We start from the raw sequence: 23,438 nt of genomic DNA, 5'->3' as shown, positions 1-23,438 counted from the left end.
TAAAACCAGGGTGCAGTGAAAGCTGCACTTGCTGACAATTAACCACGCAGTGACGCGTCCAAATGCCCAATAAAAAATTAAATGTTTACCTCGGTTTGATCATCGTAATAACACTAACTCTCGCTTGCTTTCAAATGGCTTTTGTTATTACCGATGGGCTTGTTGCACCGAACAACACAGTAGTTGAGCGCAATGCGTTTATTCAAAATAACTTATTGTTGTGGCAGTTTGGTTGGTTTAATTGGATGCTGGGGGCGCTGGGGCTACTGACCTTTTGTACAATGCTGTTGCCGTTTATTCCAAAATCAGAATGGCGTGTGCTGGGGATTTTATTAGTCGCGTTGGGAATAGTACCAGATATCGGTGCTGAAGTTATTTTTGCATTTGTGATTCCCTACAGCCCTGCGATTGATCCAAGCCTCGCTATTATGCACACACTGGAATTACTCGCCGTTCAGTTGACGGGAACACTTGGCAATGGACTCTATAATATCGGCGGATTGATATTAAATATTTTATTACTCAGTAATCCACGCTTGCCGCGTAAGCTGATCCTGATTGGAATTCCCGGTTGGTTTTTAGGCTTTGGTTTAAGTATCGCCTGCGCCTTGCACGCGCTGGATGCAGCAAAACTCTTTACTGCGGTAGCCATGGTGTGGAGCACGGCTTGGATGCTGGGTATTATCCTGAAAGTATTTACCCGCACGCATGAACTAAAAGCCGATTATTAATATGGCGACTATCGACCTGTTTTTTGCGCTGAAAATATTGCACTTGGGCGCTTTAATATTTTGGCTGGGGCCAAGCCTTGGAGCATGGTTTGTATTGCTCGCTACGCGCAAACATATCGGCGAGATCACTCCGGCAGCGCATTTGGCTTATCGCATTTTTATCAAATTACTGATTGTTGAGCATGTCGCATTTGTTGCACTGATTATCAGCGGTGTGGGCATGGCACATTTGGTTTTCGGCTTCAATCAACCTTGGCTGCAATGGAAACTGCTAATCATTCTACTTTTTGTTGTACCACTTGAGGTGTTGGATATTTGGTATGGCAACATCAAACTTCCGCAAATTTTCTCACGCTTTAATGACGCCGGTTACGATGCCGCACAAAGCAGAACACTGCATATTTACCATGTGTACGTAACACGCACTGCAATCGCGATTATCCCTCTCAGCGTGCTGGCCATTATGTGGCTGGTGATCGCAAAACCAGATCTGCCACTGTTATTACATTGAAGGAAGAACCGCCCGCAGCCTTTCGTTTAGTTATAACCGCCATAAAAATCGGCTTTTCACTTCAATTAACCTCCTCAGCGCTATATCATTCCGCATCTGCAAAACACATCGGTCATTACCCGCAAACAGAGCCAAAGAGCCTGTCATAAAGAGAACCATCCTTTTTCATCTTGTTGACATGAGAGTATCCCCATGAAAATTGCATTAATGAACGAATTTAGCCAAGCCGCGAAAAACGCGATTGTGCTGCAACAATTGCAAGACGTTGCTGCGGTGCAGCAGCACAGTGTTTACAACGTGGGCATGAGCGATGATAACGATCACTACCTGACCTACATTCACTTGGGCGTAATTGCCAGCCTGTTATTGAACTCAAAAGCAGTAGATTTTGTGGTGAGCGGTTGCGGTACTGGTCAAGGTGCGATGATGTCTCTCAATGCACATCCCGGCGTTTTCTGCGGCTACTGCATCGAGCCAACTGATGCTTATTTATTCGCGCAAGTGAACAATGGCAACGCGCTGGCATTGCCATTTGCTAAAGGTTTTGGCTGGGGCGCTGAGCTGAATATCCGCACCATTTTTGAGAAAGCATTTACCGGCGTGCGCGGCCAGGGTTATCCCGCCGAGCGTCGCGAATCGCAAGTACGCAATGCCGGCATCCTGACCAATATCAAAATCGCTACTGCAAAAAATTATTTAGATGGCTTGCGTGCGATTGATCCAGAAATCGTAAAAACTGCAGTGACTGGCGAACGCTTCCAAGCTTGTTTCTTTGAAAATTGCCAAGACGACAGCATCCTTGCTTTTGTTAACGAAGTACTGGGAAAATAAATTCCCGGATCGACATCGTTTAGCTGTAGAAAAAATACCCGCCAAATGGCGGGTATTTTTTATTGCAATCGCTTGCGATGCAAATATGTAATTAGCATTCCTAAAAATAATAATAGTAATGAGCTTGGTTCGGGTACACTCACGCTAAAGGTGAGATCATCCATATATGTATCAGCTTGACCAGCTAAATTGATTGAGGAAATTCCCTCCGGCATATAGAAACTAATGAATTGATTAGGTCTATAGGGTGTGCTGTCTTCCCATTGCATTCCACGCACTTCACCATCAGTAAGCCTATCCTCAAAATACCCATTTACCCCATAGGCTCTAATGCCAACTTTATGTTCGAGATTGGAGCCTACATACATAGATACATAGGTCGGTAACACGCCAAGAAAATGAATCGAAAAACCGGGTCCATTAACATAATTCGGCGCTGACTTAGGCGAGTAACCTAAAAGATAGGCACCGCTCTCGAATAGCACACCGAGTGATTCATATTGATTGGTAAGCGGAATGTATCCATCATCACCTATAAGATCAGCCGGATTGAGATCATCGAAATCGATATTGACAGCCTGCGCTTTTCCTACCGAAAAAAGCATAAGTCCCGTTACAACCAATGCCGTAATAACACTGCGGGATGCGGGTAACAACTTTGCGAGAAATACCATAACAGCCTCCTTTGATTTTGGATCGCACAAATAAGTAGATAACCAGTCTTTCCCTACAAATCAGAAATTGCTTAGGGACATCAAGCTTACTCTTCCGCCCTACCCGCAACAGCCCGCTTTACACGACAATTTACAGGGATTGCTTTTTGCACTGATAGGCTTAGTCGGCCGATGCACTGCACACTTCCCCTGACTGTTGAAATATTTTCGCTGCTAAAGGCCCAAGGTGCGATAAACTGTCATCAACATGGACTCATCTATACCGTACCTGTGTACACAGATTAAAACCTGTATTCAGGCCGGAAAATAAGCGGAGAAAGCCAATGAAACCACGCTCAGTCACCCTCGCGATTACCGGTGCATCCGGTGCCCAATATGGCCTGCGCTTGCTGCAATGTTTGCTGGCGGCGGAATGCAAAGTGTATTTGATGATCTCCAGCGCGGCGGAAGTGGTCATTCGCACCGAGACAGATTTGGATTTGCCGCGCGATCTGGAAGAGCAGCAGGCAATGCTGTGCGATCTGTACAATGCAGATGATGAACAGTTGCAGCTACTGGCAAAAGACGATTGGTTTGCGGCGGTAGCATCAGGCTCCAGTTCGCCTAGCTCGATGGTGATTTGTCCGGCCAGTGGCGGGACACTTTCCGCAATCGCCCATGGAGCGAGCAATAATTTAATCGAGCGCGCAGCGGATGTTGCATTGAAAGAGCGACGCAAATTAATTGTCGTGCCGCGCGAGACACCCTATTCCGAAATTCATTTGGAAAATATGCTCAAGCTGACGCAAATGGGGGTTGTGGTATTACCTGCTAGCCCCGGCTTTTATATGCAACCGCAAACGGTAGAAGAGTTGGTTGATTTTATCGTGGCGCGCATTCTGGATCAGCTCGGCGTGCAACAAGAATTAATGCCACGCTGGGGTGAGGATTAATAGAATTAGCATCATGAATTATTTACCCAAAAAAGTTCGCCTTGTTGAAGTTGGCCCGCGCGATGGTTTACAAAATGAAAAGCAAGCGATTCCGACTGCAGCCAAAATCCAGCTGATTGAAAATCTCGTCGATGCTGGCCTGACTTACATTGAAGCAGGCAGTTTTGTAAATCCAAAATGGGTTCCACAAATGGCCGACAGCGGTGACGTATTTTCCGGCATCGCACGCAAACCCGGCGTGACCTATGCTGCGCTAACACCAAACTTGCAAGGATACGAACGCGCTGTTGCGGTTAACGCCAATGAAGTCGCTATTTTTGCAGCAGCCTCGGAAGCCTTTAGCCAAAAAAATATCAACTGCTCGATTAGCGAAAGCATCAAGCGATTTGAGACGTTAATTGAAGCAGCCAAAGCACAGCACATTCCAGTGCGCGGTTATATCTCCTGCGTAGTAGGCTGCCCCTATTCAGGCGCAGTGGACACTGCAACGGTAGCTAGTATCGCCAACGAACTATTGGCAATGGGCTGCTACGAAGTGTCGCTGGGCGATACTATCGGCGTCGGCACAGCCGGGCAGATAAAACACTTAATCGAAACACTTGTGCGCGATATTCCCATCGAAAAAATTGCCGCCCATATGCATGATACTTACGGCCAGGCACTCGCTAATATCTACGCTGCGCTGGAAATGGGCGTAAGTGTTATTGATTCATCCGTTGCCGGACTAGGCGGCTGCCCTTATGCAGTAGGCGCCACCGGAAATGTAGCAACGGAAGATGTGGTGTATTTGTTAAATGGCTTGGGCATTGAACACCGAGTCGATCTGGATAAATTAATTTATGCTGGCAACACCATCAGCAATGTATTAAATAAACCAACAAATTCAAGAGTCGCCAAGGCGATGAGCAAAACCAAATCCCCCTAACCCCCTTTTTCAAAGGGGGAATTATTACTCGCATGCTTTGAAGATCTCCCTTCCCAGACGAGCTCCACGGCCTTACTTTTTTACGCGAGGTGTGCAGCTGGGATAATGAAGGTGGGTTTAACAACAGAGGTCAATATGACAAACGAAATCGAACAACAAATCAATTTGGAAACTGCACAAATTCGTTGGCATGAACTGCAACGCTTCTTTGCCGGCGGCAATGCTATCGCAGTAGATGCAAGCCTTGACTTGACTCATGTCGCAGCACAAATCGTTGCCGATAATGCAGCACAAATTAAAACATGGATGGAAGCAGGTTTGGTTGATGCAGTAAAAGATACCCAAGCACAAAGCTGGTACGAGCAAGATGCAGTTGTATGGGCAGTGGTAATCAAACCTTGGGTTTTAGTGCAACCGCTAGATAAGTAAGCACGACACTTTCCCACGAACAACTGGCTCTTAATGATTTGATTTTGTGTGCGCAAGGTAATAGCTACAGCTTCTCCGTCAAATATTTCCAATAGCGCCGCGGCATGTGACGCAAATGCAGCTTTTTATTATTCCGCTCGTTGATATTGACGGCCTGAAAATAATTTTTCCATAGCGCTTGATACTCTTTCTCGCGCTCATCCTGCAGCGCATCACCTTCAAGCGCACAAGCATTGACTGTAAAAACCGGATCGTCTGCATCTACGAACTTCATTTCAGTCCGATCGTAATACAGCCCATAATGGCGTTTGGTATCGAATATTAACCAATGCTGATCTGCGTAGCGTCGCTCAAAATGGTCGCCGATTAATGGCAACACATTGAAATCGGGGTTTATAGCGGAATAAAACAATCCATCACGACTTTTTTGAAAGCGCACGAAAGCATGCATGCGATGCACTTCACGATGAATCATTTTCTCAATCTGCGCCGCCTTCAAAATAGAAGGATTGGCGAAGTTTTCTAATATGGATTCATCGCCCTTCTGGATAATCGCCTGAATAACCTGATACACCAGCATTTCGCTTTCAGGCAGTTCCGATAAAAACAATTTGTAAATCAGCGCTGATGCCTGCCCGTTAGTGCGTTCGTCCAAGCCCTTAATCACTCGGGCAGCAGATTCATCATCACTAGCAACGCGCGTGATTTCATCCAGCAACGTGAACTGATAGCGCTCTTCCGTGCAGATCGCCACTGGTGCTTTTCGCTCTTTAAAAATGACAAAAATGCAGCTAAGTAAACCTTCGTAACTGCCATCATAGATAAAGACCATGGCGTTAACCAAACAAACCGAGCTGAGCAGATGCAGGCGCACGATCACTGGCGATAATTGCCTGACGTACATTTTCCGCTTGAAAATTACCGGGCTTGACGGCTAAACCGGGGCAACTAATAAAATAGCGGGCACGCTTTAATACCACGCCAATTTTTTTCAGGTGATCAAGGTGCAATTGTTGATGGCGACGGGATCTGATAATTTTCTGCGCCGACTTAACGCCAATACCTGGAACACGCAATACCATCTCATAATCAGCGCGATTGATATCCACCGGAAATTTTTCGGGGTTGCGCAAAGCGTAAGCTAACTTAGGATCAATCTCTAAATCGAGATCGGGAGTTTTATCATCCACGATTTCATCGACAGCAAAACCGTAAAAACGCAGCAGCCAATCCGCTTGATAAATACGATTTTCACGCACCAATGGTGGTGCTTTTAGATCAGGTACACGATTGTCCGTCGCAATCGGCACATAGCCGGAATAGTAAACCCGCTTCAACTTCTGCGTGCGATAAAGGCTATCCGCCAAGCGTAAAATATGCCGATCATTTTCCGGCGAAGCTCCCACAATCATCTGCGTACTTTGGCCTGCGGGCAAAAATAACGGTGTGCTTTTTATGTGTGGTTTTTCATCGACGTACTTTTCTTTCGCCCCGCGCAAATAATTCATCGGGGTGATAATGTCGCGATAATTTTTTTCTGGCGCTACCTTTTGTAAACTGGCCTCGGAAGGAATTTCAATATTGACGCTAAGCCGGTCGGCATATAAGCCAGCCTCATGCAGCAACTCAGGGCTCGCCCCTGGAATCGCCTTAATATGGATATAACCATTAAAGTTATGCCGAGTACGTAACTCCCGCGCAACCCGCACCAAACGCTCCATGGTGTAATCAGCGTTTTTAAAAATCCCTGAACTGAGAAATAAGCCCTCAATGTAATTACGGCGATAAAAATTAATCGTCAGATCAACAACATCCTCGACCGTAAAGGCCGCACGTTTGACATCATTGCTGCGTCGGCTAACACAATAAGCACAGTCGTAAATACAATGATTGGTAAATAGAATCTTCAACAGGGAAACGCAGCGACCGTCCTCGGTATAACTATGACAAATCCCCATACCCTCTGCGTTACCCAATCCCTTGGTCGTATTCGCCCGCTTGCTGCCACTGGAGGAGCAGGATGCATCGTATTTAGCGGCATCGGAGAGAATGCGCAGTTTTTCAAGCAGCGTAGCCATGGTCATTGCCAGTTAAGAGGACTGATGAATAATACTGTATATAAATACAGTTTCGCAATAGCCATTCAGCGGACAGCCATCCGGTGCCAGTCCTTGCCTTACCTAGATACAATGGCTTTAATACCGCCTGCGATAATCCACGCGACTCAAAGAAAAGGATAAAAGGAATATGGCTATAGATTTTAAAAAAAATGGAGCTGGATTGCTCTTGGCACAGTTACCGGTTTAGTAACTTCAACTGTTATTTGGTATGCCCACTTCGCTAGCACTCAACAGCGTGCAACAAGACATCTGGACTTTGCCCATAAGGCAATTAGCGATATGCATCCGGCAATATTGGAATCAGATGCAACTGAATTTCATCGTTGGCACAAAGAGGGCTACGAGCAAGCAAAAAAATTATTACCATTAGTACACTCCGAGATAGATGCGGGCGCCGTCTTGCGTTTTTATATGGCGGGTTATCAAGACTCGCATATAAACGGTTATTTAGATCACACGCCCTACAGCAAAATAGATCTGCCTGAACGCAAATGGACAGGTTGGCTACTCAAAGCCACTAACACTGGTTATGTTGTTGTGTATCGCAAAGATGGTAAAAACTACCCGCCCGAAAATGCCCGCTTACTTAGCTGTGACGGACAACAAATCGATAACATATTAAAAACACATTACGCCCCTTACTTTGACCTTCGTTGGCAGGTACTTGATGCGCGCGATACAGCGGCAAAAGCCTTTACACAAAATCGATCGAACACTGGTGTATTAAATCGACCGGAGTTCCAGAATTGCGACTTCATGGTCAATGACCAATCTGTTACTTATCCAATTCAATGGATGCCGATCAGTGAAGTGGAATCTATCGCGATAAAAGCAAAATCCCATTCTGAATACAAACTTCCCCAACTTTTCAAATTGGCGCCGGACATCCTGTGGGTTCGCGCAAGCGACTTCGCACTCTACACATCGGAAGCGGTGCAAAGCCAAAAGAAACTGGTAGAAGAATTGGCTTCGAGTAAAGGAAAAGCGCTAATCATATTAGATACAAGAGGCAATGGTGGCGGAAGTTCAGTGCACGGTACCGATATTTTTCACGCACTATTTGAGAACGATGAAAAAGCAGGAAAATATTTAGCGAATAAATATCAGTATCAATTTCAAGGTTCGAATGCCTTGTTTCGTGCAAGCTGGCAACTCTACTGGTCCTATGAAGTCGCCTTAAAAGAAACTATAGCGACCCAAGGAAAAGAATCCGTTGTGGTAAAACATCTGGAGCGGTTTTTGGAACGGCTGAAAAACGCGCTTGATAGCGGAGAAAAAACCTTATTTCAAAATGAATTTGCCGACGAAAACAACACAACCACTGAGCCCAGTGAAAAATGGGAATCAACGATAAAATTAGTACTTATTACTGACAAAAGTTGTGTAAGCGCTTGTTTGGACTTCGTTGATATTGTAAAACTGGTTCCGAACCTACTCCATCTTGGTGAACCAACTGACGCAGATACTGCCTACACTCAGATCGCTTATATGCAAAGTGAGTATCTTAAGGAAACTTATAATTTTATGGTGCCCGTTAAGAAATGGAACAACCGCATGCGTGAAGATAACAAACCCTACATTCCCGATGTAATTTATGAGGGCGATATGAATGATGACAAAGCGCTGGAAAAATGGGTTTTAGAACAGGCCAATCAACACTTTAGTAAGATGTTATAAGGGTATATATTTGTGAGAACAATCCGCCGCGCGCAAGCCTCTGATTCCGAGGCCATCGGCCAGCTGTACACCGAGCTGAATACGCTGTCCCCACCCGAGGTGTTAGCGGAGCGTATTGCTGCAATCGCCGTTAGCGAGCATACCCATCTATTAGTATGCGATGATGACGGCGACGTGCTTGCCACTGCCCTGCTCTGCCTGTGTCAGGATGTAATGTTCGGCAACCAACCTTTTGCGCTAGTTGAAAATTTTGTGGTGAGTAAAGACTACAAGCGAGAGGGAATAGGCAAAAGTATGGTGGACTATATTGAGGCTTTTTGCCTTAAACAGGATTGCTCAAAAATCATGTTACAGACGAGCAGTGAAAATCGCGATGCACGTAATTTTTACACCGCGATGGGTTACGACCCGGATGCGAAAATTGGCTTTGTAAAATATCGCCGTTATTTTTCACAATAATTCAAATTATCAGTAAGGAAATTATTTATGAACTTGACCAGCTCCGGTGTTGCAATACGATTTCTCTTCGCGCTTTTATTGGTGTTACTCAGCTACAACCCCAGCGGTTACTCCTATTTTCATTGGCTGTACCGCAGTTTCGACCTTGAACACATAACGCCTTATGTCGTGATTGCGGGGATTATCCTGGCAATCGGTTGGGGGATTTATCTTAAAGCCACTCTAAACTCTCTCGGCTTGATCGGCATCATCGCACTGGCAGCACTTTTCGCCTGTTTGGTTTGGCTGTTTATTTATTGGGGCTTTCTCAGTGTCGAAAATATATCGGCAATGGCATGGGTAATTGAAATCCTGCTCGCCTCACTACTTGCGGTAGGCATGTGCTGGTCACACTTCACGCGTCGCATGAGCGGACAAGTGGATGTAGATGAAATCGAGCAAAAGTAAACGACTATTGGGAGAGTAATATGCTGGATAAAATGAAAGATCTCGGCTCGCAAGCCTTGATAAAAACCAATGAAGCGATAAGCACAGTCACAACCTCAGTCACCAGCGGAGTTGATTCGCTGAATGAAAAAGCAGTGCGCGCATCCACGGCGCAGATGTATCGAATTTTGGAAATTGCACTGGAAGAACTGAAAGGCCGCCCACTAGCCGATCAACCACTTTCATTGACATCAACCGTTAACGTGGGTGTGGCCGCATTGGAATTGCAGATTCATTTGAATCAGGATCAACCGCAAGCTGCTGCTCCATCCGTGGAGCAAGCCCAAGCTATCGTTAGTCTTGATGAGAAATAAGGTATTGCTTGATCGAGTCTTTTTTAGGGTGTTGATATAACCAGGCTTTGAACTCACGCGCTCTTGAAAAATCCTCTGTCCCGAGGATGTTTTCATAGCGCTCATTGAGTGCATGCTCTTGTTTCTGTTTGCGAATATTACGCTGCCACGCATCGGTAAAAATCTTGGGCAGTTTGCCCTGTAAATCCAATTTCTTTAACAACGGCCACTCACCACTATCCAACCAAACCTCATCGCAGGCAGCACATAAATCCAACTTGTGATTTGAATGTAGACCAATTTGGTATTTCAACATCAATCGGCTGCATTTTGGACAAGCGCGTGCCGATTCACTCTCGACCACATTTTCTTCCTCACTACCGCTAGCTACGCTAGTCGAACTAGCGTATCGATCCATCCAAAAACGATAGTTCATCAACGATACCAATGTGCCTCGGCACGAGCTGCACACCGCAGCAATCAGTCCCGGCTCTAACTCTTGCGGTTCTAACTGTTCATTTTTACAAGCGCTACAATACATAATAATTTCCTGTTATTTATGAGTTATTTGATGAATTGACTTTTCTCTGCTATTTCTGCAAGCAATGCTCTGCTTGTCTTGTAGACGGGATACCCTTCGCTATTTCGATCAAAGGTATGTAGCGCAGGGCCTAGCTCCTTATATGTGTTAAAATAACTACGCCCAACCTCCAAACAATGCGCAAATATTTTTTTCGGCCCTAACCCGGTTTCAATAGCAATATATTCCGAATGGTATGGTATTGAATCCACTGAAAAATCCTGCTTACTAAACAAATAAGGTAATGCACAAAATACAGGCCTTAAATCTTTGCTTGGTTGTCCATATTCAATCAGTATAAATGGACAAAATTTGTTGTCCGCTACTTCAACTGAATATATATAACCAATCTTTCCTTGAGGAAATAGATTGATCGATCTTTTCTTTGCAAGGCTGAGTGGTTTTATATACTTTTCTTCTGGTGGTGATTGCTCAAGCTTCTTTTTTAAAAGATTTAATACACGTTTTCTTTTGGACACACTATCAGGGCTATCTCGCTCCCAAAGATCCAAATCGCCACCATTACTAATAATTTCAATCGCACGCTGTCTAATCGAATCGATTACACGCCCGTACTTCCACTGGGTTTCAGCTAAAGCCAATACAATAGGTAGCTCTACCTCAAGATCACCAATTAAATCACTATGAGAGTCAAGGATATCCTGTGTTGCCTCGGCAGAAGATAGCCCACTTTTAATAAGATGAATAAAATCATCTCTTGTTTGGCATGAATCATCATTTTCATAAAGCCCAGCTCCCCAGCACCCCATTTAAAACACCTCAATTTATTTATTATTTAAACTCTTGCCACAAACTCTCAAACTCGGCCAAGTAAGCCGCAACTAATTTCGGCTCGTTTGTAACTAATATGTTTTCCTGATTATATTCAGTTGCGGAGCGAGTCCAATTGAAGCTGCCATTGACGAGAATCTTTTTATCGATAATGGCGAACTTGTGGTGCATGTGATTTTCGGTTTTGTCCATGCGGATATTGAGCCCCTGATCAATTAGGTAATAAATATCGCTACCTTGATCCTCGGCTTTGTCGTTATCGGTGATCAACCGTATTTGAATACCGCGTTTGTGTGCATTGACGATGGCATTTGCCAAGCGGTCATCAGAAATAGTGAAGATGCTGATATCAATGGTTTCTCGCGCAGAAACCAGAAGATCAAGCAATTGGCGACGGCAGTCTTCGCCGGGACTGAAATGAGCCTCGGTAATAGAAACCGATTGGGCTTGACGAAAACCATCGATAATTTTGCTCAGTTTTTCCAACCATAACAGCGTTGAAATCGCGCTATCACCACCAGCTTGTACCGGGGCACGGGCCAGCTCGAACGCTTTATTACGCGTGAAAGCAATATCGTCCTGCTTCAACCCCGGCAAAATATCACGCAACTCCAGCGCCTCCGATTGGCTGAGTTTAAAATCCGCCAATGTCGCAACCAACCAATCTTCCAACTCCTGCTGACGCATACTTAAATTTCCTAATAAATAATTAGCGGCGATATTTTGTTAAACCCGGTGTAAATTTGGTTTGCGCATATGCGCAAAGAACACCTGCAAATGCGCCGAATAAATGTGATTCAAATGAAATACGCGGATCTGTCGGTAAGACGCCGTAAAGCATTCCGCCGTAAAAGAACGCCACCAATATTGCCAGCAGGATATTGAGCAAGCGCCGCTCAAACCAGGCGGTTGCAATTAGCAAGCTCCACAAACCGAAAATCCAGCCGCTCGCACCTATGTGTAATGCGCTACGTGCAAATAGCCAGACCAACAAGCCGGTCACGGTGATGATAAAAAAGCTGCTCCACAAATAACGGCGGAGAGAATGAATGAATAGCAAACTACTAAAAATAACAAAGCCGACCAAGTTATTTAATAGATGGGCCGTATCACCATGAAGAAATGGTGCAGCATAAACTCCAGGCAAAGATTCCAAATGTCGCGGGACTATACCAAAAGAAAATAACCAACCGTTCAACAACCAATTAAGCAAATGCACAGCGACCATCAGCCCACAGATTCCAAACAAGACTCTGAATTTAGTTGATAGTCGCCGCATAAGATTAACTATTCGCTTCCGGTTCTGCGGGTGATGCTTTAGGCTTTTTCTTCGCTAAAAGCTCACCTTGCAACACTTTTAGTTGGTGCGATACCTGTTCAATTTTCTCGTGATTGCGCAAATCGATATCCAGCTTTTTATCCATATTACGCACGAGTGGTACGAGCGATCCCTCAAGGGTATCGGCCAAAACTTTTAGCACTTTGTCGAGCCCTGGCAATGGCTGGTTAATCACCTCCACATTGGGAGCAACAGGTGCAAGTGAGCGCTCAAGCTTGGCCGAAGACTCAGCAATCGCCTCAATTAATTCGCGATTACCAGCAGCACCATCAACAACAGGTTGGCTATTGGCCGCAATCGCCAACTTATTGATTCCCTCAGCCATATCTGCCAATTGCACAACCACCTTCGCTCCTGTATCGGCGGAATCACCACCCAAGGCTTTATTGCGCAGGAAATCCTTTTTAATTTGCGCCCAACGATCTTGTTGTTCATCGGTCATGTTACCGCGCAGCTCAGCCAGCTTAAGCAAATTACTCTCGGCTCCTGTTGTCAGCATTTGCGCTTCGCCCAGGTAATGATCCGCAATCATTTGCATCAGCTCGGCATCATTCATTACTGCTGAAATCTTTTCGGCCATTTTATTCATATTGCGATAACTGCCCTGCAACTTAAATGAAGGCTCAACTCGATACTTATCATCCTGCGCAGCAGAAGCAATATATTGTTGGTTGATTTTTAAAACTACTTGCTGGATTGCAAAGAGTTTTTTCAATACTCCCACAATTTCGTTTACTTCTGCACCTGAGTACTGATGACTTAAATCTGTTGTGGCAACTTCCTCACCTTTTGCCATAGCAACAAACTTATATACGTCTTGCATATCTCGCAGTGCTAACGGAGCCAATACTGAATTTGATGTGAGCGAGTTTTCGATATAACTCAAAGCAAATTGCTCTTCCATGCCGCCGAGAATATCACCGAGGTTATAAATATCGGCGCGGTTCGCCAGCATATCCGGCACTTTGAATGCCTCTCCAGATTCTGTATAGGGGTTACCTGCCATACAAACACAGAACTTTTTACCGCGCATATCGTAGGTTTTTGTTTGGCCTTTCCATACCCCTTCGATTCGACGCGTACCATCGCAGAGAGAAATAAATTTTTGCAAAAATTCTGCATGTGTATGTTGGATATCATCCAGATACAACATCACGTTATTGCCCATTTCCAGCGCAAGATTAAGCTTTACCAATTCCTGCCGCGCAGTGGCATTCGGCGCTTGCTCTGGATCGAGAGAAAGCACATCGTGCCCGAGTGACGGGCAATTGATTTTCATAAAAATCAGCCCCAAACGATTCGCCGCATACTCCATTAATGTGGTCTTACCGTAACCAGGAGGTGAAATCATCATCAGCATCCCCATCAAATCAGTACGCTTGTTTGCTCCCAATGCACCCATTTGTTTAGCAAGGTTATCGCCAATAATGGGCAGGTAGGATTCATTAATTAAACGGTTACGCACAAATGAGCTTAGCGGTTTCGCTTTGAATTCATGTACACGCAATGCTTTGCGCTCTTGCTCAATAATGTGCTGGCGCACGGTTAAAAAACGTTGGTATTCAGGCACAACTACCTGACGATGATTAGCCAAACGCTGCACAAATGAATCAACCGAAAATGCCAGCGTGCGATCAACAATAAGCGGATGCTCACCCAACAAATGAGTCACCTGCAACTCAAGCTCCACCTCGGTAAATCGGCGATCCAAACGCTGGTCACTTTTGAGCAATGCCACCGCTTCTGGAATATAGTGCTGTAACTTTTTAACGTAAGTTGCATCATTGGTGCTATTTTTTAACAGCGCCTGCAGCCAAGCTGTCGCAAAATTCCAGCGGTCTGCAGGCCAGCCCACCATTTTTTCAGAGACATTCTGGTAATGTTTCCAGGTCTTCTCATCGAGTGATTTTTTTAGTGTATCGACTAATTCAACAGCGTATTTGCTTGTGATGAACTCAGTGCGCTCGCGCGCCAACTCTTCTACCAGATATTCGGCCGCACGCTGTATATCCAATGATTTAACAGGTAATGGGTTTTGTGCGATAAAGTCATTCAGTGTTGTAACGACTTCATCGATCAACATTTGCAAGGCATCGCGGCTCGCGAATAATCGCTGCATATGTTTTGCAGAGGCAGCACGATCTTTCCATGTTTCGTAAGACAGTGCGGTGTCCTGCGATTTGGATTTACTAGCAAAGCCTTCCAGATTAGCCCAGAACACCTGCGCTAACCCGCGCGCAAGCGGATCAAAGCGCAATAAATCAGCGCGATCCATTGCCGGGACCAGCGCTTTCAGAATCAACACGGCGTCCTGATCATGAATCCCTTTTTGATAACCTTCTTTATAACGTGCGGCAGAAAAATCGCGCACGATTTTCGCCAGCTTTTCATCATCAACCAAGGCTTCATGCAAAAGGTCGTGCGTTAATCCTTGCACCTGATTTTCGGCGGCATCGATAATTAATGCCGCTAAATATTCCGCACGATAAACCTGCGCTGTTTCTGACTCTAGCGAAATTGCCCAGTACTCACGCAATGCCAGCAACTCTGCATGCTCGACCGGTGCATAATAATCCGTGCCGGTCAGATGGAAATTCAAAACGTTTTCGCGTGGAATAATAGTGAGATCCAACTCTTGGGTATTAACACTGAATTTGTGCCTTGGCCCAAGCTTGATAACATTGCCGCCTTCTTCAAAAATATCGCTTTTATCGCGCAGGGCGCGCAAGGCCTGGCCTTTAATCGCTTTAAAACGCGCATCTATATCATCGGCCTTAATCGCATTATCCAATGCTTTTAATTGGTTAGTCAGATCGCCGACTTTCAATACCAATGCATCAGATGCGAAATAGGTATTTAACTCTTCCAATACCGTAATCGACAACGAGCGTTTTTCAATACTTGCAAGAATGCGCGCTGCAGCATCAATAATGCTCTGCGCTTTTTTCTGGCGATCGTCTAATAGGCGCTGTTTGTGCTCCTGAAAACTCTCATAAACTTCCTCGCGCTTGGCCATGATATCAGCGAGGAATTGATCAAATTCACTGAACTGCCCCTCAAGCTCTTCCAGCCTTACCAGAGATTTGGATAATTGCTCATCGCACTTTTCCGGCGTCGTCGCCAAGCCCAAAGCATGGGCAATACTCTGCGAGAACAATTTGAATTGCGCACCGAACTGCGCCACAGCCTCTGCTGAGCCAAAGTTTTTCTGTTTATGTTTTGCGTTGGCACGACTCTGGTTTAACTTGGCATAAACCTCAGAGATGGAATCAACAATACGCGTGCGCAGTGTTGCATCATCTACTTTCAAGGTGCCCATCAGCTCAGACAATAAATCCAAACCCGATGCGGTTTTTTCAATAGTTTCAATAATCGGTGTGATAGCCGCGTTGGTCTCAGCCTTATCAACTTGCTGGTTAAGTTCATCCAACTTTGAGTGATAGGGAGCAAGTGATTTGTCGGTGGAGAGAAATGCAAGTGTTTGCTCGCTCAAGGTGCCGTTTGCATCCAGCAACTGTTGATCAAGTACGGCAATGCGCGCTTGATCTATGTAGCGAAATTCTTTTATGGTTGCCAACTGACCGCGTTGTTTGCGCAAGCGTGTTAGCGCATCGACATATTCTTCAGCAGTCTCCCAATTTTCCGGGCGCAGAGATTGCAAAATGGCCTGCTGTTCTGTCTCGGCTTCCTGCATTGCCTTGGCGGATTGTTGGCGAATCGATTCAACTTTTTCAAATTCATCGATAACCAATTCTGCCGTAGTAGAGATTTCTTTTAATACATCAGCAATTGCACTGGTTTCACTTTCACTCAACCAGTAATAGCTATCAAAAATTTTCTTGGCAGAAAGGCTTAATTCTTCGTACAGCCGTACACTGACGGATTGATTGCTAATAATGCGAGTGATGCTGTAAAAATCTGAAATGCCACGTACCAATTCATTATTGCCGATACGGCCATAAAAATTCTGCCGTGGCGGCGCCTTGCTGGCGAACTCCGCACTGACATAAGGCGTCTCCCATATCTGCATGGGATGCACACGGGTGGGTTCTGACTCTGCAGAAAAAATAACAATATCGCCATTATCGGCCATGGCATAGCCACTGCCATAAATCGGATTCTGCAGTTTCTTTTCAATTAAATTATAAGCCAGTAACGATACCATTCCCGCCGCTGGCTCATAAAACACAAACAGCACATCCTCACCGTTAGGTGAACGAATCATGCGCTTGAAACGAAAACTATCTGAATTTTCTTCAAATATTTTGTGCTCCCCGGTATTCAGATAATAACCACCAGGGAAAATAATGCCGTGGTTTTCCGGCAGCTGGACACAAGACTGGCCGATTTGATCAATCCGCAATACTTGTTGAGTCAAGGTGTTGAATATGAGGTGACGCCATTGTTCTTCGCGATACGGACGAATACGCAATAAAATAAGGCTGCCTACCGATGCATAAAAAATGCTGGCATCGTCGAGAGATTGGGTTTTATCTTCAACTTCTTCGCTATAGATTCCCTGCCCGTCTTCGGTGTTGTTTTCAATCTTGATAGTGAGGTCGCCATTGACGGCCTCAACAAAAATTTTGTCCAGGATATTTAAGTGCGGGTGCCGGCCATGCACGGAGTCTTCACGGGTAACGGCAACCCACTCAAAATCAAACGCCGGTGGCAATTGAATATCGCGCTCACCGCGATTATCAATATAGGTAACGGTTTTTCCATCGGGTGAAACTGACCAACGGAATACACGTATGTCATCCAACCGCTCGCCAATCTGGAAACCAGCTAACAACTTTCCATTATTAACAGTGAGCGCAACTATGCGGGTATTTTTGTAGTAGCGATAGAGCTCATCAAAATCGTTGATAAAACTCTGCTCCGTGAGGAAAGTCCCGGCAAGACTAATAGGTTCCAGCTCAATACCAGACTCACTGTTTTTTCTAACAAATAGAGAAAAAACATCGTCAATTTTGGTTTCTTTTTTTAAACCAATAAAAACGTTGTAGCCAAACAGCAGGTATTCACCTACCTGAACTATATCGCGCGGAATGCAGTTATTTTCAGTGCGCACGCGCACGCGCGCAATCACATTCATTGCCGAACTGCCAAACTCAGCAAGACGCGCCTCATTCAGTTGGCGCACATTTGCCGTCAGGGTTTGTCCTTGATCAAGCAAACGCTTACGAATAATTTCATAAGCACCGCCCTCTGCAACTGCATTATCAACAATGGAACTGGAGTCGTTCTGCGAAACAGTAGAATGTTGCTGCACCATGCCTTTTTCCTTTTTAGTTCAGCAATTGAAGTGAATTGCACAGCGCTACAGGTGCGCTGTGCAACTACCTTTGAGAGTGATGGTTAACCCACTACTTCCGCCACTTCAGCCTTTTCTACCTTTTCCGGAGCGACCGCAGGTTTATTTACAAAACGCTCCAGTACCGCCTGTATAACACCACTCTTGCCAGCCAAGCCGTCTATCGCTTTGCCAATCGATAATGATTTGGCGAAGTTGTCAAAGAACTGTGCTTCTCCGCCCACGATATCGATATGCGCTTTCTGCAAGGCAATTGCCAGAATTTCTGCATTTTCTTTCGCAATTTCTTTACCGGCAGCGATACTCGCAAGCGTTTCCTTCAAGGAAGTCTCCAGCCCCATACGGAACTCTTCATGCTCACGCGCTTTATCACTCATTGCATTCATAGCTTCAAACTTCTCTACCAAACCATCCGCTTCAGCTTTGAATTGTTCGCGCGTTACTTCTGCACCAACCAAACCAATTTCCTTTTTCGCGCTCGCTTCAGAGGTACCTTTGCTTGCGATCACATCTGCCTCGGCTGAACCTTTAGCGGTGATAACTTCTGCTTCCGCTTTACCAGCATCTGCATGCGCAGCACCTTTTGCACGAATCACACTAGCTTCTGCCACACCTTCTTTTTCCAATGCACCTGCTTTTGCTTCTTGTACTTTTGCATCGGCAAGCCCTGGCGCAGCGCGCTCTGCCTGAATGCCTTCAGCCAGTTTTTTCATAGCTTCTGCTTCCTTGGATGATGCTTCCAATTTCGCTTGCGCCATGGTCATAATTTCTGATGCTTTGTGCTTGGCAGACAATTCTTCTGCTTCTGCCGCCTTCACTTGCTTGACTTTAATTTCTTCTGCCGTCGCTTCTGCAGCCAGAACTTGTACTTGCTTCTTACGATCCGCATCGGACACTTCACGCACTTCTTTAATGCGCTCTTCTTCGATAGCAACGGTTTTATCTACCACCACACGCTCGCGGATCACGTTAGCAATTTCTTTCTTCTGCACCTCGATCGCTTTTTCTGCTTCGATAGTTTGCAACTCCACTTCACGTTTACGCGAAACGACCTCTAATTCACGGGCGCGAGTTACTTTTTCTTCTTCAATCGCAACAGCACGCAAACGGTTTTGTGCAGCAACTTCAATTTCGCGCTGCTGGTTTTCTGTTTGAACGGCCAAATCCTGAGTTACCTGGATTGCGGTCTGCTCGTATTTGCGACGCTCCTCTTCCTGGATCTTTTTGGTCTCCGCTTCTTCGCGCGCCTGAATAGTCGCGATTTCACGTTTTTGACGCGCCTCTGCATCTGCTTGTTGACGCTCAAGCGCCAGCATTGCTTCCGTTGTTTCTACATTCTTCTTTTTGATTGCCAGCTCTTCATCGCGCTCCAAAATATTGGTGCGTACGTTTTGTGCAGCGGTTAATTCAGTAATCTTTTTAATACCTTCTGCATCAAGAATATTGTTTGGATCAAGTGATGACTTAGGTGTTTGTTCGATGTAATCAATCGCCACATCTTCCAGCACATAACCATTAAGGTCATCACCAATTACCTGGATAATTTTCTCGCGGAACTCCATACGGTTTTCAAACAATTGAATGAATTCAATTTGTTTACCCACGGTTTTTAATGCTTCGGAAAATTTCGCTGCAAACAGCAAATCAATCGCCTCGCGATCTGACGCGCGCTCTGCACCAATCGCTTTCGCGACGCGCAGCACATCTTCTGGTGTTTCATTAACACGCAGATAAAATGCAACGGTGATGTCTGCACGCATATTGTCTTTACAAATCAAACCATCGCGGCCGCGGCGGTCTACATCCATGGTAATCAATGAGATATTCATCAATTCTTTTTTATGGATGATGGGATACACCAAGGCGCCAGTAAAATGCACCTTGGGCGTGGAACTCATATCGTTGACGATAAGTGCCGTACCTTGCGCAACCTTGTGATAGAAGGCTTTAAATAAACCAGCCAAGCCAATTAAAAATAGAAACACGACACCAATGACAGTGATGACAGGTGTAGCCATTGCAGTTTCGAACATTCTGTTGCTCCTTTTGACCCTGTTGATTTCTTAAATTTATTCGCTGGTTTTACCCAGAAACTCGTCTTCCGATACCACCCGATACACATTGGTATTGGCTATGTATTCCAATAACACCACTTTATCGCCACGCGAAAACACTTGGTCGCCCGTAGCACGAACTTTTAATATAAGCCCTGCACCACCATCATCAAGATTGGCCTCGCCAAAGCTGTTATCGACGCGTGATGAGCGCACTGTTGCAGTTTGGCCCAATACTTTCTTCTGAAAATTTTGCTCTGTTTTTGCAAAGAGCTTGCGCATTGGTTTAATAAGCTGCGCAGTAATCAATACCGCCCCATAAAGAGATACCAACAAAATTGGCACCCCCACTACAAAACGCAGCCAACCATGACCAAATAACGCCAGGAAGAAATAGCTGGCGTAATAACTAATTAACCAACCAACAAGTGCGATAAGCGATATCACAATAGTGACTGGCACGCCGTTTAATCCCAAACGCATTAACAAGCCAGCAAAAGATTCCCCGATAGAGTGATCGCTATGGGAGTTAAGGCTCATGTGACCATCGAGATGCGAAAGATCCACATCCAGTGCATCAACTTCAAATAATCCAAAAGCAGCACAAATCCAATAGAGGATTGCAATTCCCAATACAACGGTAAACACCACCGTCGGGAAATTAAAAATAGTTAAAAGAAAATCGTTCATCCCTCATTACTCACGCTAGTGGTGTGTGGGAAACCACCCGATATTACTCGGGTGATTTTTTATTTTTAATGCGCGCTAAAATATCATCTGCAGACGAACCTGACGTGGTGATCCCCGCTGCTTCCAGCTTGGATTTTAGCGATTCATCTCCCGTTGTCTGCGCCAATTCACCCGCCGCTTTAATTTGTGCATCCTTCAAAGCCTGGCGCTCTTTAATTCGCTCCAGAGACTCCATCGCAGTACGCATTTTTGAATCTGAACCACTGTGGCGCTCAGCTACAGCCACTTGTGCCTTTTGCACATTTTCAGTTGCTTTCACCGTATCCACTTGCTGTTTCAGACGCTTGATGTTCTTTTCAGCCTGATTAATGGCTGCACGCAATTGCTCCACACTTTGAGCAAAGTTTTGTGCTGATTCCCGCTCCATAGTGAGATTATTTTCAAATCCGGCAATATGCTCGGCGACTTCGTGCGCAAGTTTTTCATCTCCCTTTTCAAGCGCTTTCAGAGCATAACCTTCATGCTCTTCAATCGATTTTTGTAGCTGCTTGCATTTTTCTTCCGCCAATTTCTGGCGCGCCATAATTTCAGCCAAGCTGTCTTTAGAGCGTTTTAATTCTTCACCAGCGTCGCGCACTTCCTGATCCAGAATGCGCAGCGCCTGACTATCCACTACCGCTTCACCCGCTTCGTTTACACCACCGCGCAAGGCAGTGATCATTTTTGCCCAGATATTCATAGTGATTTACCTTTGTTTGTTGCGGGGCCGATTATTCCAGCACCCGGTTAGCTAATTAAAAATTCACTGTAGGCTTCAGTCGCCTGAATCACGTTAGATGCCAGTATTTCAATTTCAAATACCACATCGTGCAGACTTGATGCCGAACTCAATGCACCAAACATGTGGTAACAATCATCGCCATCCAACTTATCGAGACTGATATTGGAGAGCGGAAAATATTTGTGCGTGCGCAATACCGTCTCATTAAAGAGCGGCAGATTGTTTACTTCGGAAACTGACCAAAGCATGGACTCCACCACAATTTGCTCGCCAGATACGGTCAGAAAAATAGGCAGATCGCCGTACTCATTCATAACGATATGCAGTGCAGGCGACACACCATCGATCAGCTCCAACTCGGCGCGCTTGGTCGCAAACAGATCAGTAGAGGCAAGCGCCTCATAAAGACTTGCAGTGGTCCAACGATTAACAACATCTGTCATTCGACTTTCTCCTTTACCTTGCAATAACCCACTGGAAACAACCTGTTTTGCAGAAACCCGCAACTCCAACTCAAAAAGCGCCAAGCGCCGTGCATTCTCCGGGAGAATCCAGACCTCTTTTTTCACCAACCCCTGCTCTCGCAAGCGGTTACGGTATTCGCGCTGATAATGTGCTGATGATTTTTTCTGCATGTGGTCAACATTAAGGCATTACATGTAACAAATCAAATATTACATGTAATATTTTCAGAGCCACACAAAATCACATAACCAATTGATATTTAATAGTATTTTTAATGTTGCCCTGTAGCTCAGCATTAAAATCGAAGGAAAGTCGGCGAATCGGGGGAAATCAATGAAGAAATGTTCTAAGGGGGGGATAACAAACAAGGTAGGCAGATAAGAAAGGAGTTTGGCCGGGCTAGCACTTGCATCGCCAACCCAAGCCGAATCAGGCTAATTATTGACGTCCTTTTATCTCAAGCTCCAAGCCGCCAGGGCCAGCAGGCATTTTGGCTTTCCATACCCAAATCAGGCCGCGCGCGTAGCCTTCACTTTTTACACCTGCGTGATCGAGCCCTTCCATGCGGTAATTTAATAACTCAAGGCCGGTGTATTTACGTGCGGCTATTTGCTTTTGGAGGCTGATAATAGGATCGAGAAACGGCTTGTATTCGTCGGTGCCGTAGGAAATAAACATACGACCATTTAATGCTTTATGTTGTTTGGCATATTCATTATCCAGACGCGCGAGCGCGCCCTTGTCCCACATAGCGGCCGGGCTGATCGCGATATAGCCCGTGAAAAAATCTGGTGTTTTATAGGCGGTGCTAATCGTAAATAAACCACCGAGTGAACTCCCACCCAAAACCCGATCCGTTTTTTCACCGCGATATTTTGTCTCAATTAATGGCGCGACTTCTTTCTGGATAAAATCCAAAAACAATTGTCCTTTTCCGGAATTTTCTTCTGCCGCCGTGAATGTGTAATCAATCCTCCGCTCTTTACCGTAGTTCGTCGATGATGGATAAGACAAGCCGACCATAATGAACTCGGGGATATCACGGTCGTAAGACAGGTTGCCATAGGTTGATACCAACGACGGCGTATCCCAATACGCATCCAGATAGTAAAGAACCGGGTATTTTTTATTAGGATTGGAGGCATAACTCGCGGGATAGACAATTACCAGTTCATGATCCCTGCCAGTATGTTTTGAATGGATAGGGATAATTTCTGTATTCTGTATAACAAATTGCCGATTTGTTTGCTGGGCAAATGCGGATGTACACCCAAATACAAGCACGGTGATTACCAAAAGCAACTGTCTGTACATAGATATCTCCTCATAAGTTATGGTTATCGTATCAATCT

General features: G+C 45.3%; 23 protein-coding genes. 10 read left to right on the top strand and 13 right to left on the bottom strand.

Annotated features, from left to right (window positions below; genetic code table 11):
• Nucleotides 1–62: 62 nt before the first annotated feature.
• The 3 genes from AAGC78_RS00235 to AAGC78_RS00225 all read left to right on the top strand — a co-directional run bounded on the left by AAGC78_RS00235 (nucleotide 63) and on the right by AAGC78_RS00225 (nucleotide 2,073).
• Nucleotides 63–731, top strand: a complete 669-nt coding sequence (locus tag AAGC78_RS00235; RefSeq protein WP_435782006.1) for a hypothetical protein — start codon at nucleotides 63–65, stop codon at nucleotides 729–731.
• A gap of 1 nt (nucleotide 732) precedes the next feature.
• Nucleotides 733–1,242: a DUF2269 family protein gene (locus tag AAGC78_RS00230; protein ID WP_435782005.1), complete on the top strand. Its 510-nt coding sequence runs from the start codon at nucleotides 733–735 to the stop codon at nucleotides 1,240–1,242.
• Nucleotides 1,243–1,434: 192 nt separating this feature from the next.
• Nucleotides 1,435–2,073 carry an RpiB/LacA/LacB family sugar-phosphate isomerase gene (locus AAGC78_RS00225; RefSeq protein ID WP_435782004.1) on the top strand — a complete coding sequence of 213 codons (639 nt, stop codon included), beginning with the start codon at nucleotides 1,435–1,437 and terminating at the stop codon, nucleotides 2,071–2,073.
• Nucleotides 2,074–2,132: 59 nt separating this feature from the next.
• On the opposite strand, the gene AAGC78_RS00220 is transcribed toward AAGC78_RS00225, so the two are convergent.
• Entirely contained in the window at nucleotides 2,133–2,747 is a 615-nt protein-coding gene (locus AAGC78_RS00220) for a PEP-CTERM sorting domain-containing protein (protein ID WP_435782003.1), read from the bottom strand.
• A 323-nt stretch (nucleotides 2,748–3,070) separates the two neighbouring features.
• Here AAGC78_RS00220 and AAGC78_RS00215 point away from each other — a divergent pair, with 323 nt between their 5' ends.
• The 3 genes from AAGC78_RS00215 to AAGC78_RS00205 all read left to right on the top strand — a co-directional run bounded on the left by AAGC78_RS00215 (nucleotide 3,071) and on the right by AAGC78_RS00205 (nucleotide 5,033).
• Nucleotides 3,071–3,679 carry a flavin prenyltransferase UbiX gene (locus AAGC78_RS00215; protein WP_435782002.1) on the top strand — a complete coding sequence of 203 codons (609 nt, stop codon included), beginning with the start codon at nucleotides 3,071–3,073 and terminating at the stop codon, nucleotides 3,677–3,679.
• Nucleotides 3,680–3,692: 13 nt separating this feature from the next.
• The gene (locus AAGC78_RS00210) at nucleotides 3,693–4,604 is read left to right on the top strand and encodes a hydroxymethylglutaryl-CoA lyase (protein ID WP_435782001.1); all 912 of its coding nucleotides are present in this window, start codon (nucleotides 3,693–3,695) and stop codon (nucleotides 4,602–4,604) included.
• 135 nt (nucleotides 4,605–4,739) lie between these two features.
• A complete protein-coding gene (locus AAGC78_RS00205; RefSeq protein WP_435782000.1) occupies nucleotides 4,740–5,033 on the top strand; it encodes a DUF2288 domain-containing protein in 294 nt (97 codons plus the stop codon).
• A 64-nt stretch (nucleotides 5,034–5,097) separates the two neighbouring features.
• On the opposite strand, the gene AAGC78_RS00200 is transcribed toward AAGC78_RS00205, so the two are convergent.
• The gene (locus AAGC78_RS00200) at nucleotides 5,098–5,865 is read right to left on the bottom strand and encodes a TIGR03915 family putative DNA repair protein (protein WP_435781999.1); all 768 of its coding nucleotides are present in this window, start codon (nucleotides 5,863–5,865) and stop codon (nucleotides 5,098–5,100) included.
• 4 nt (nucleotides 5,866–5,869) lie between these two features.
• Nucleotides 5,870–7,111, bottom strand: a complete 1,242-nt coding sequence (locus tag AAGC78_RS00195) for a putative DNA modification/repair radical SAM protein (RefSeq protein ID WP_435781998.1) — start codon at nucleotides 7,109–7,111, stop codon at nucleotides 5,870–5,872.
• 321 nt (nucleotides 7,112–7,432) lie between these two features.
• Here AAGC78_RS00195 and AAGC78_RS00190 point away from each other — a divergent pair, with 321 nt between their 5' ends.
• Genes AAGC78_RS00190 through AAGC78_RS00175 form a run of 4 tightly spaced genes read left to right on the top strand, consistent with a single transcriptional unit; the run spans nucleotide 7,433 to nucleotide 10,089 of the window.
• Entirely contained in the window at nucleotides 7,433–8,830 is a 1,398-nt protein-coding gene (locus AAGC78_RS00190) for a S41 family peptidase (RefSeq protein WP_435781997.1), read from the top strand.
• Between the two features lie 12 nt (nucleotides 8,831–8,842).
• Nucleotides 8,843–9,289 carry an N-acetyltransferase family protein gene (locus AAGC78_RS00185; protein ID WP_435781996.1) on the top strand — a complete coding sequence of 149 codons (447 nt, stop codon included), beginning with the start codon at nucleotides 8,843–8,845 and terminating at the stop codon, nucleotides 9,287–9,289.
• A 27-nt stretch (nucleotides 9,290–9,316) separates the two neighbouring features.
• Nucleotides 9,317–9,736: a DUF6524 family protein gene (locus AAGC78_RS00180; protein WP_435781995.1), complete on the top strand. Its 420-nt coding sequence runs from the start codon at nucleotides 9,317–9,319 to the stop codon at nucleotides 9,734–9,736.
• 20 nt (nucleotides 9,737–9,756) lie between these two features.
• Nucleotides 9,757–10,089: a hypothetical protein gene (locus tag AAGC78_RS00175; RefSeq protein ID WP_435781994.1), complete on the top strand. Its 333-nt coding sequence runs from the start codon at nucleotides 9,757–9,759 to the stop codon at nucleotides 10,087–10,089.
• Here AAGC78_RS00175 and AAGC78_RS00170 read toward each other — a convergent pair.
• The 10 genes from AAGC78_RS00170 to AAGC78_RS00125 form a co-directional block, all read right to left on the bottom strand.
• Nucleotides 10,070–10,504, bottom strand: coding sequence for a hypothetical protein (locus tag AAGC78_RS00170; protein ID WP_435781993.1), 435 nt, complete (start codon nucleotides 10,502–10,504; stop codon nucleotides 10,070–10,072). The two genes, AAGC78_RS00175 and AAGC78_RS00170, sit on opposite strands and share 20 nt — an antisense overlap.
• A gap of 128 nt (nucleotides 10,505–10,632) precedes the next feature.
• The gene (locus tag AAGC78_RS00165; RefSeq protein WP_435781992.1) at nucleotides 10,633–11,418 is read right to left on the bottom strand and encodes a hypothetical protein; all 786 of its coding nucleotides are present in this window, start codon (nucleotides 11,416–11,418) and stop codon (nucleotides 10,633–10,635) included.
• 22 nt (nucleotides 11,419–11,440) lie between these two features.
• Nucleotides 11,441–12,127 (bottom strand): phospholipase D-like domain-containing protein, encoded by a 687-nt coding sequence (locus AAGC78_RS00160; RefSeq protein ID WP_435781991.1) that lies wholly within the window; start codon nucleotides 12,125–12,127, stop codon nucleotides 11,441–11,443.
• 22 nt (nucleotides 12,128–12,149) lie between these two features.
• Nucleotides 12,150–12,668 (bottom strand): rhomboid family intramembrane serine protease, encoded by a 519-nt coding sequence (locus tag AAGC78_RS00155; protein WP_435781990.1) that lies wholly within the window; start codon nucleotides 12,666–12,668, stop codon nucleotides 12,150–12,152.
• 55 nt (nucleotides 12,669–12,723) lie between these two features.
• The gene (locus tag AAGC78_RS00150; protein WP_435781989.1) at nucleotides 12,724–18,057 is read right to left on the bottom strand and encodes a DNA repair ATPase; all 5,334 of its coding nucleotides are present in this window, start codon (nucleotides 18,055–18,057) and stop codon (nucleotides 12,724–12,726) included.
• A gap of 83 nt (nucleotides 18,058–18,140) precedes the next feature.
• The gene (locus AAGC78_RS00145) at nucleotides 18,141–20,129 is read right to left on the bottom strand and encodes a hypothetical protein (protein ID WP_435781988.1); all 1,989 of its coding nucleotides are present in this window, start codon (nucleotides 20,127–20,129) and stop codon (nucleotides 18,141–18,143) included.
• A gap of 36 nt (nucleotides 20,130–20,165) precedes the next feature.
• Nucleotides 20,166–20,840, bottom strand: a complete 675-nt coding sequence (locus AAGC78_RS00140; protein ID WP_435781987.1) for a DUF1449 domain-containing protein — start codon at nucleotides 20,838–20,840, stop codon at nucleotides 20,166–20,168.
• Between the two features lie 43 nt (nucleotides 20,841–20,883).
• On the bottom strand, nucleotides 20,884–21,579 hold the full coding sequence (locus AAGC78_RS00135; protein WP_435781986.1) for a PspA/IM30 family protein: 696 nt from the start codon (nucleotides 21,577–21,579) through the stop codon (nucleotides 20,884–20,886).
• A gap of 47 nt (nucleotides 21,580–21,626) precedes the next feature.
• A complete protein-coding gene (locus tag AAGC78_RS00130) occupies nucleotides 21,627–22,256 on the bottom strand; it encodes a YjfI family protein (RefSeq protein WP_435781985.1) in 630 nt (209 codons plus the stop codon).
• Nucleotides 22,257–22,524: 268 nt separating this feature from the next.
• Entirely contained in the window at nucleotides 22,525–23,400 is an 876-nt protein-coding gene (locus AAGC78_RS00125; protein WP_435781984.1) for an alpha/beta hydrolase, read from the bottom strand.
• Nucleotides 23,401–23,438 lie beyond the last annotated feature (38 nt).

Source organism: Cellvibrio sp. (genome assembly GCF_039207905.1).
Classification (GTDB): Bacteria; Pseudomonadota; Gammaproteobacteria; order Pseudomonadales; family Cellvibrionaceae; genus Cellvibrio.
The sequence above is the reverse complement of the archived record's forward strand: the minus strand, read 5'-3'. Positions and strand labels throughout refer to the sequence as shown.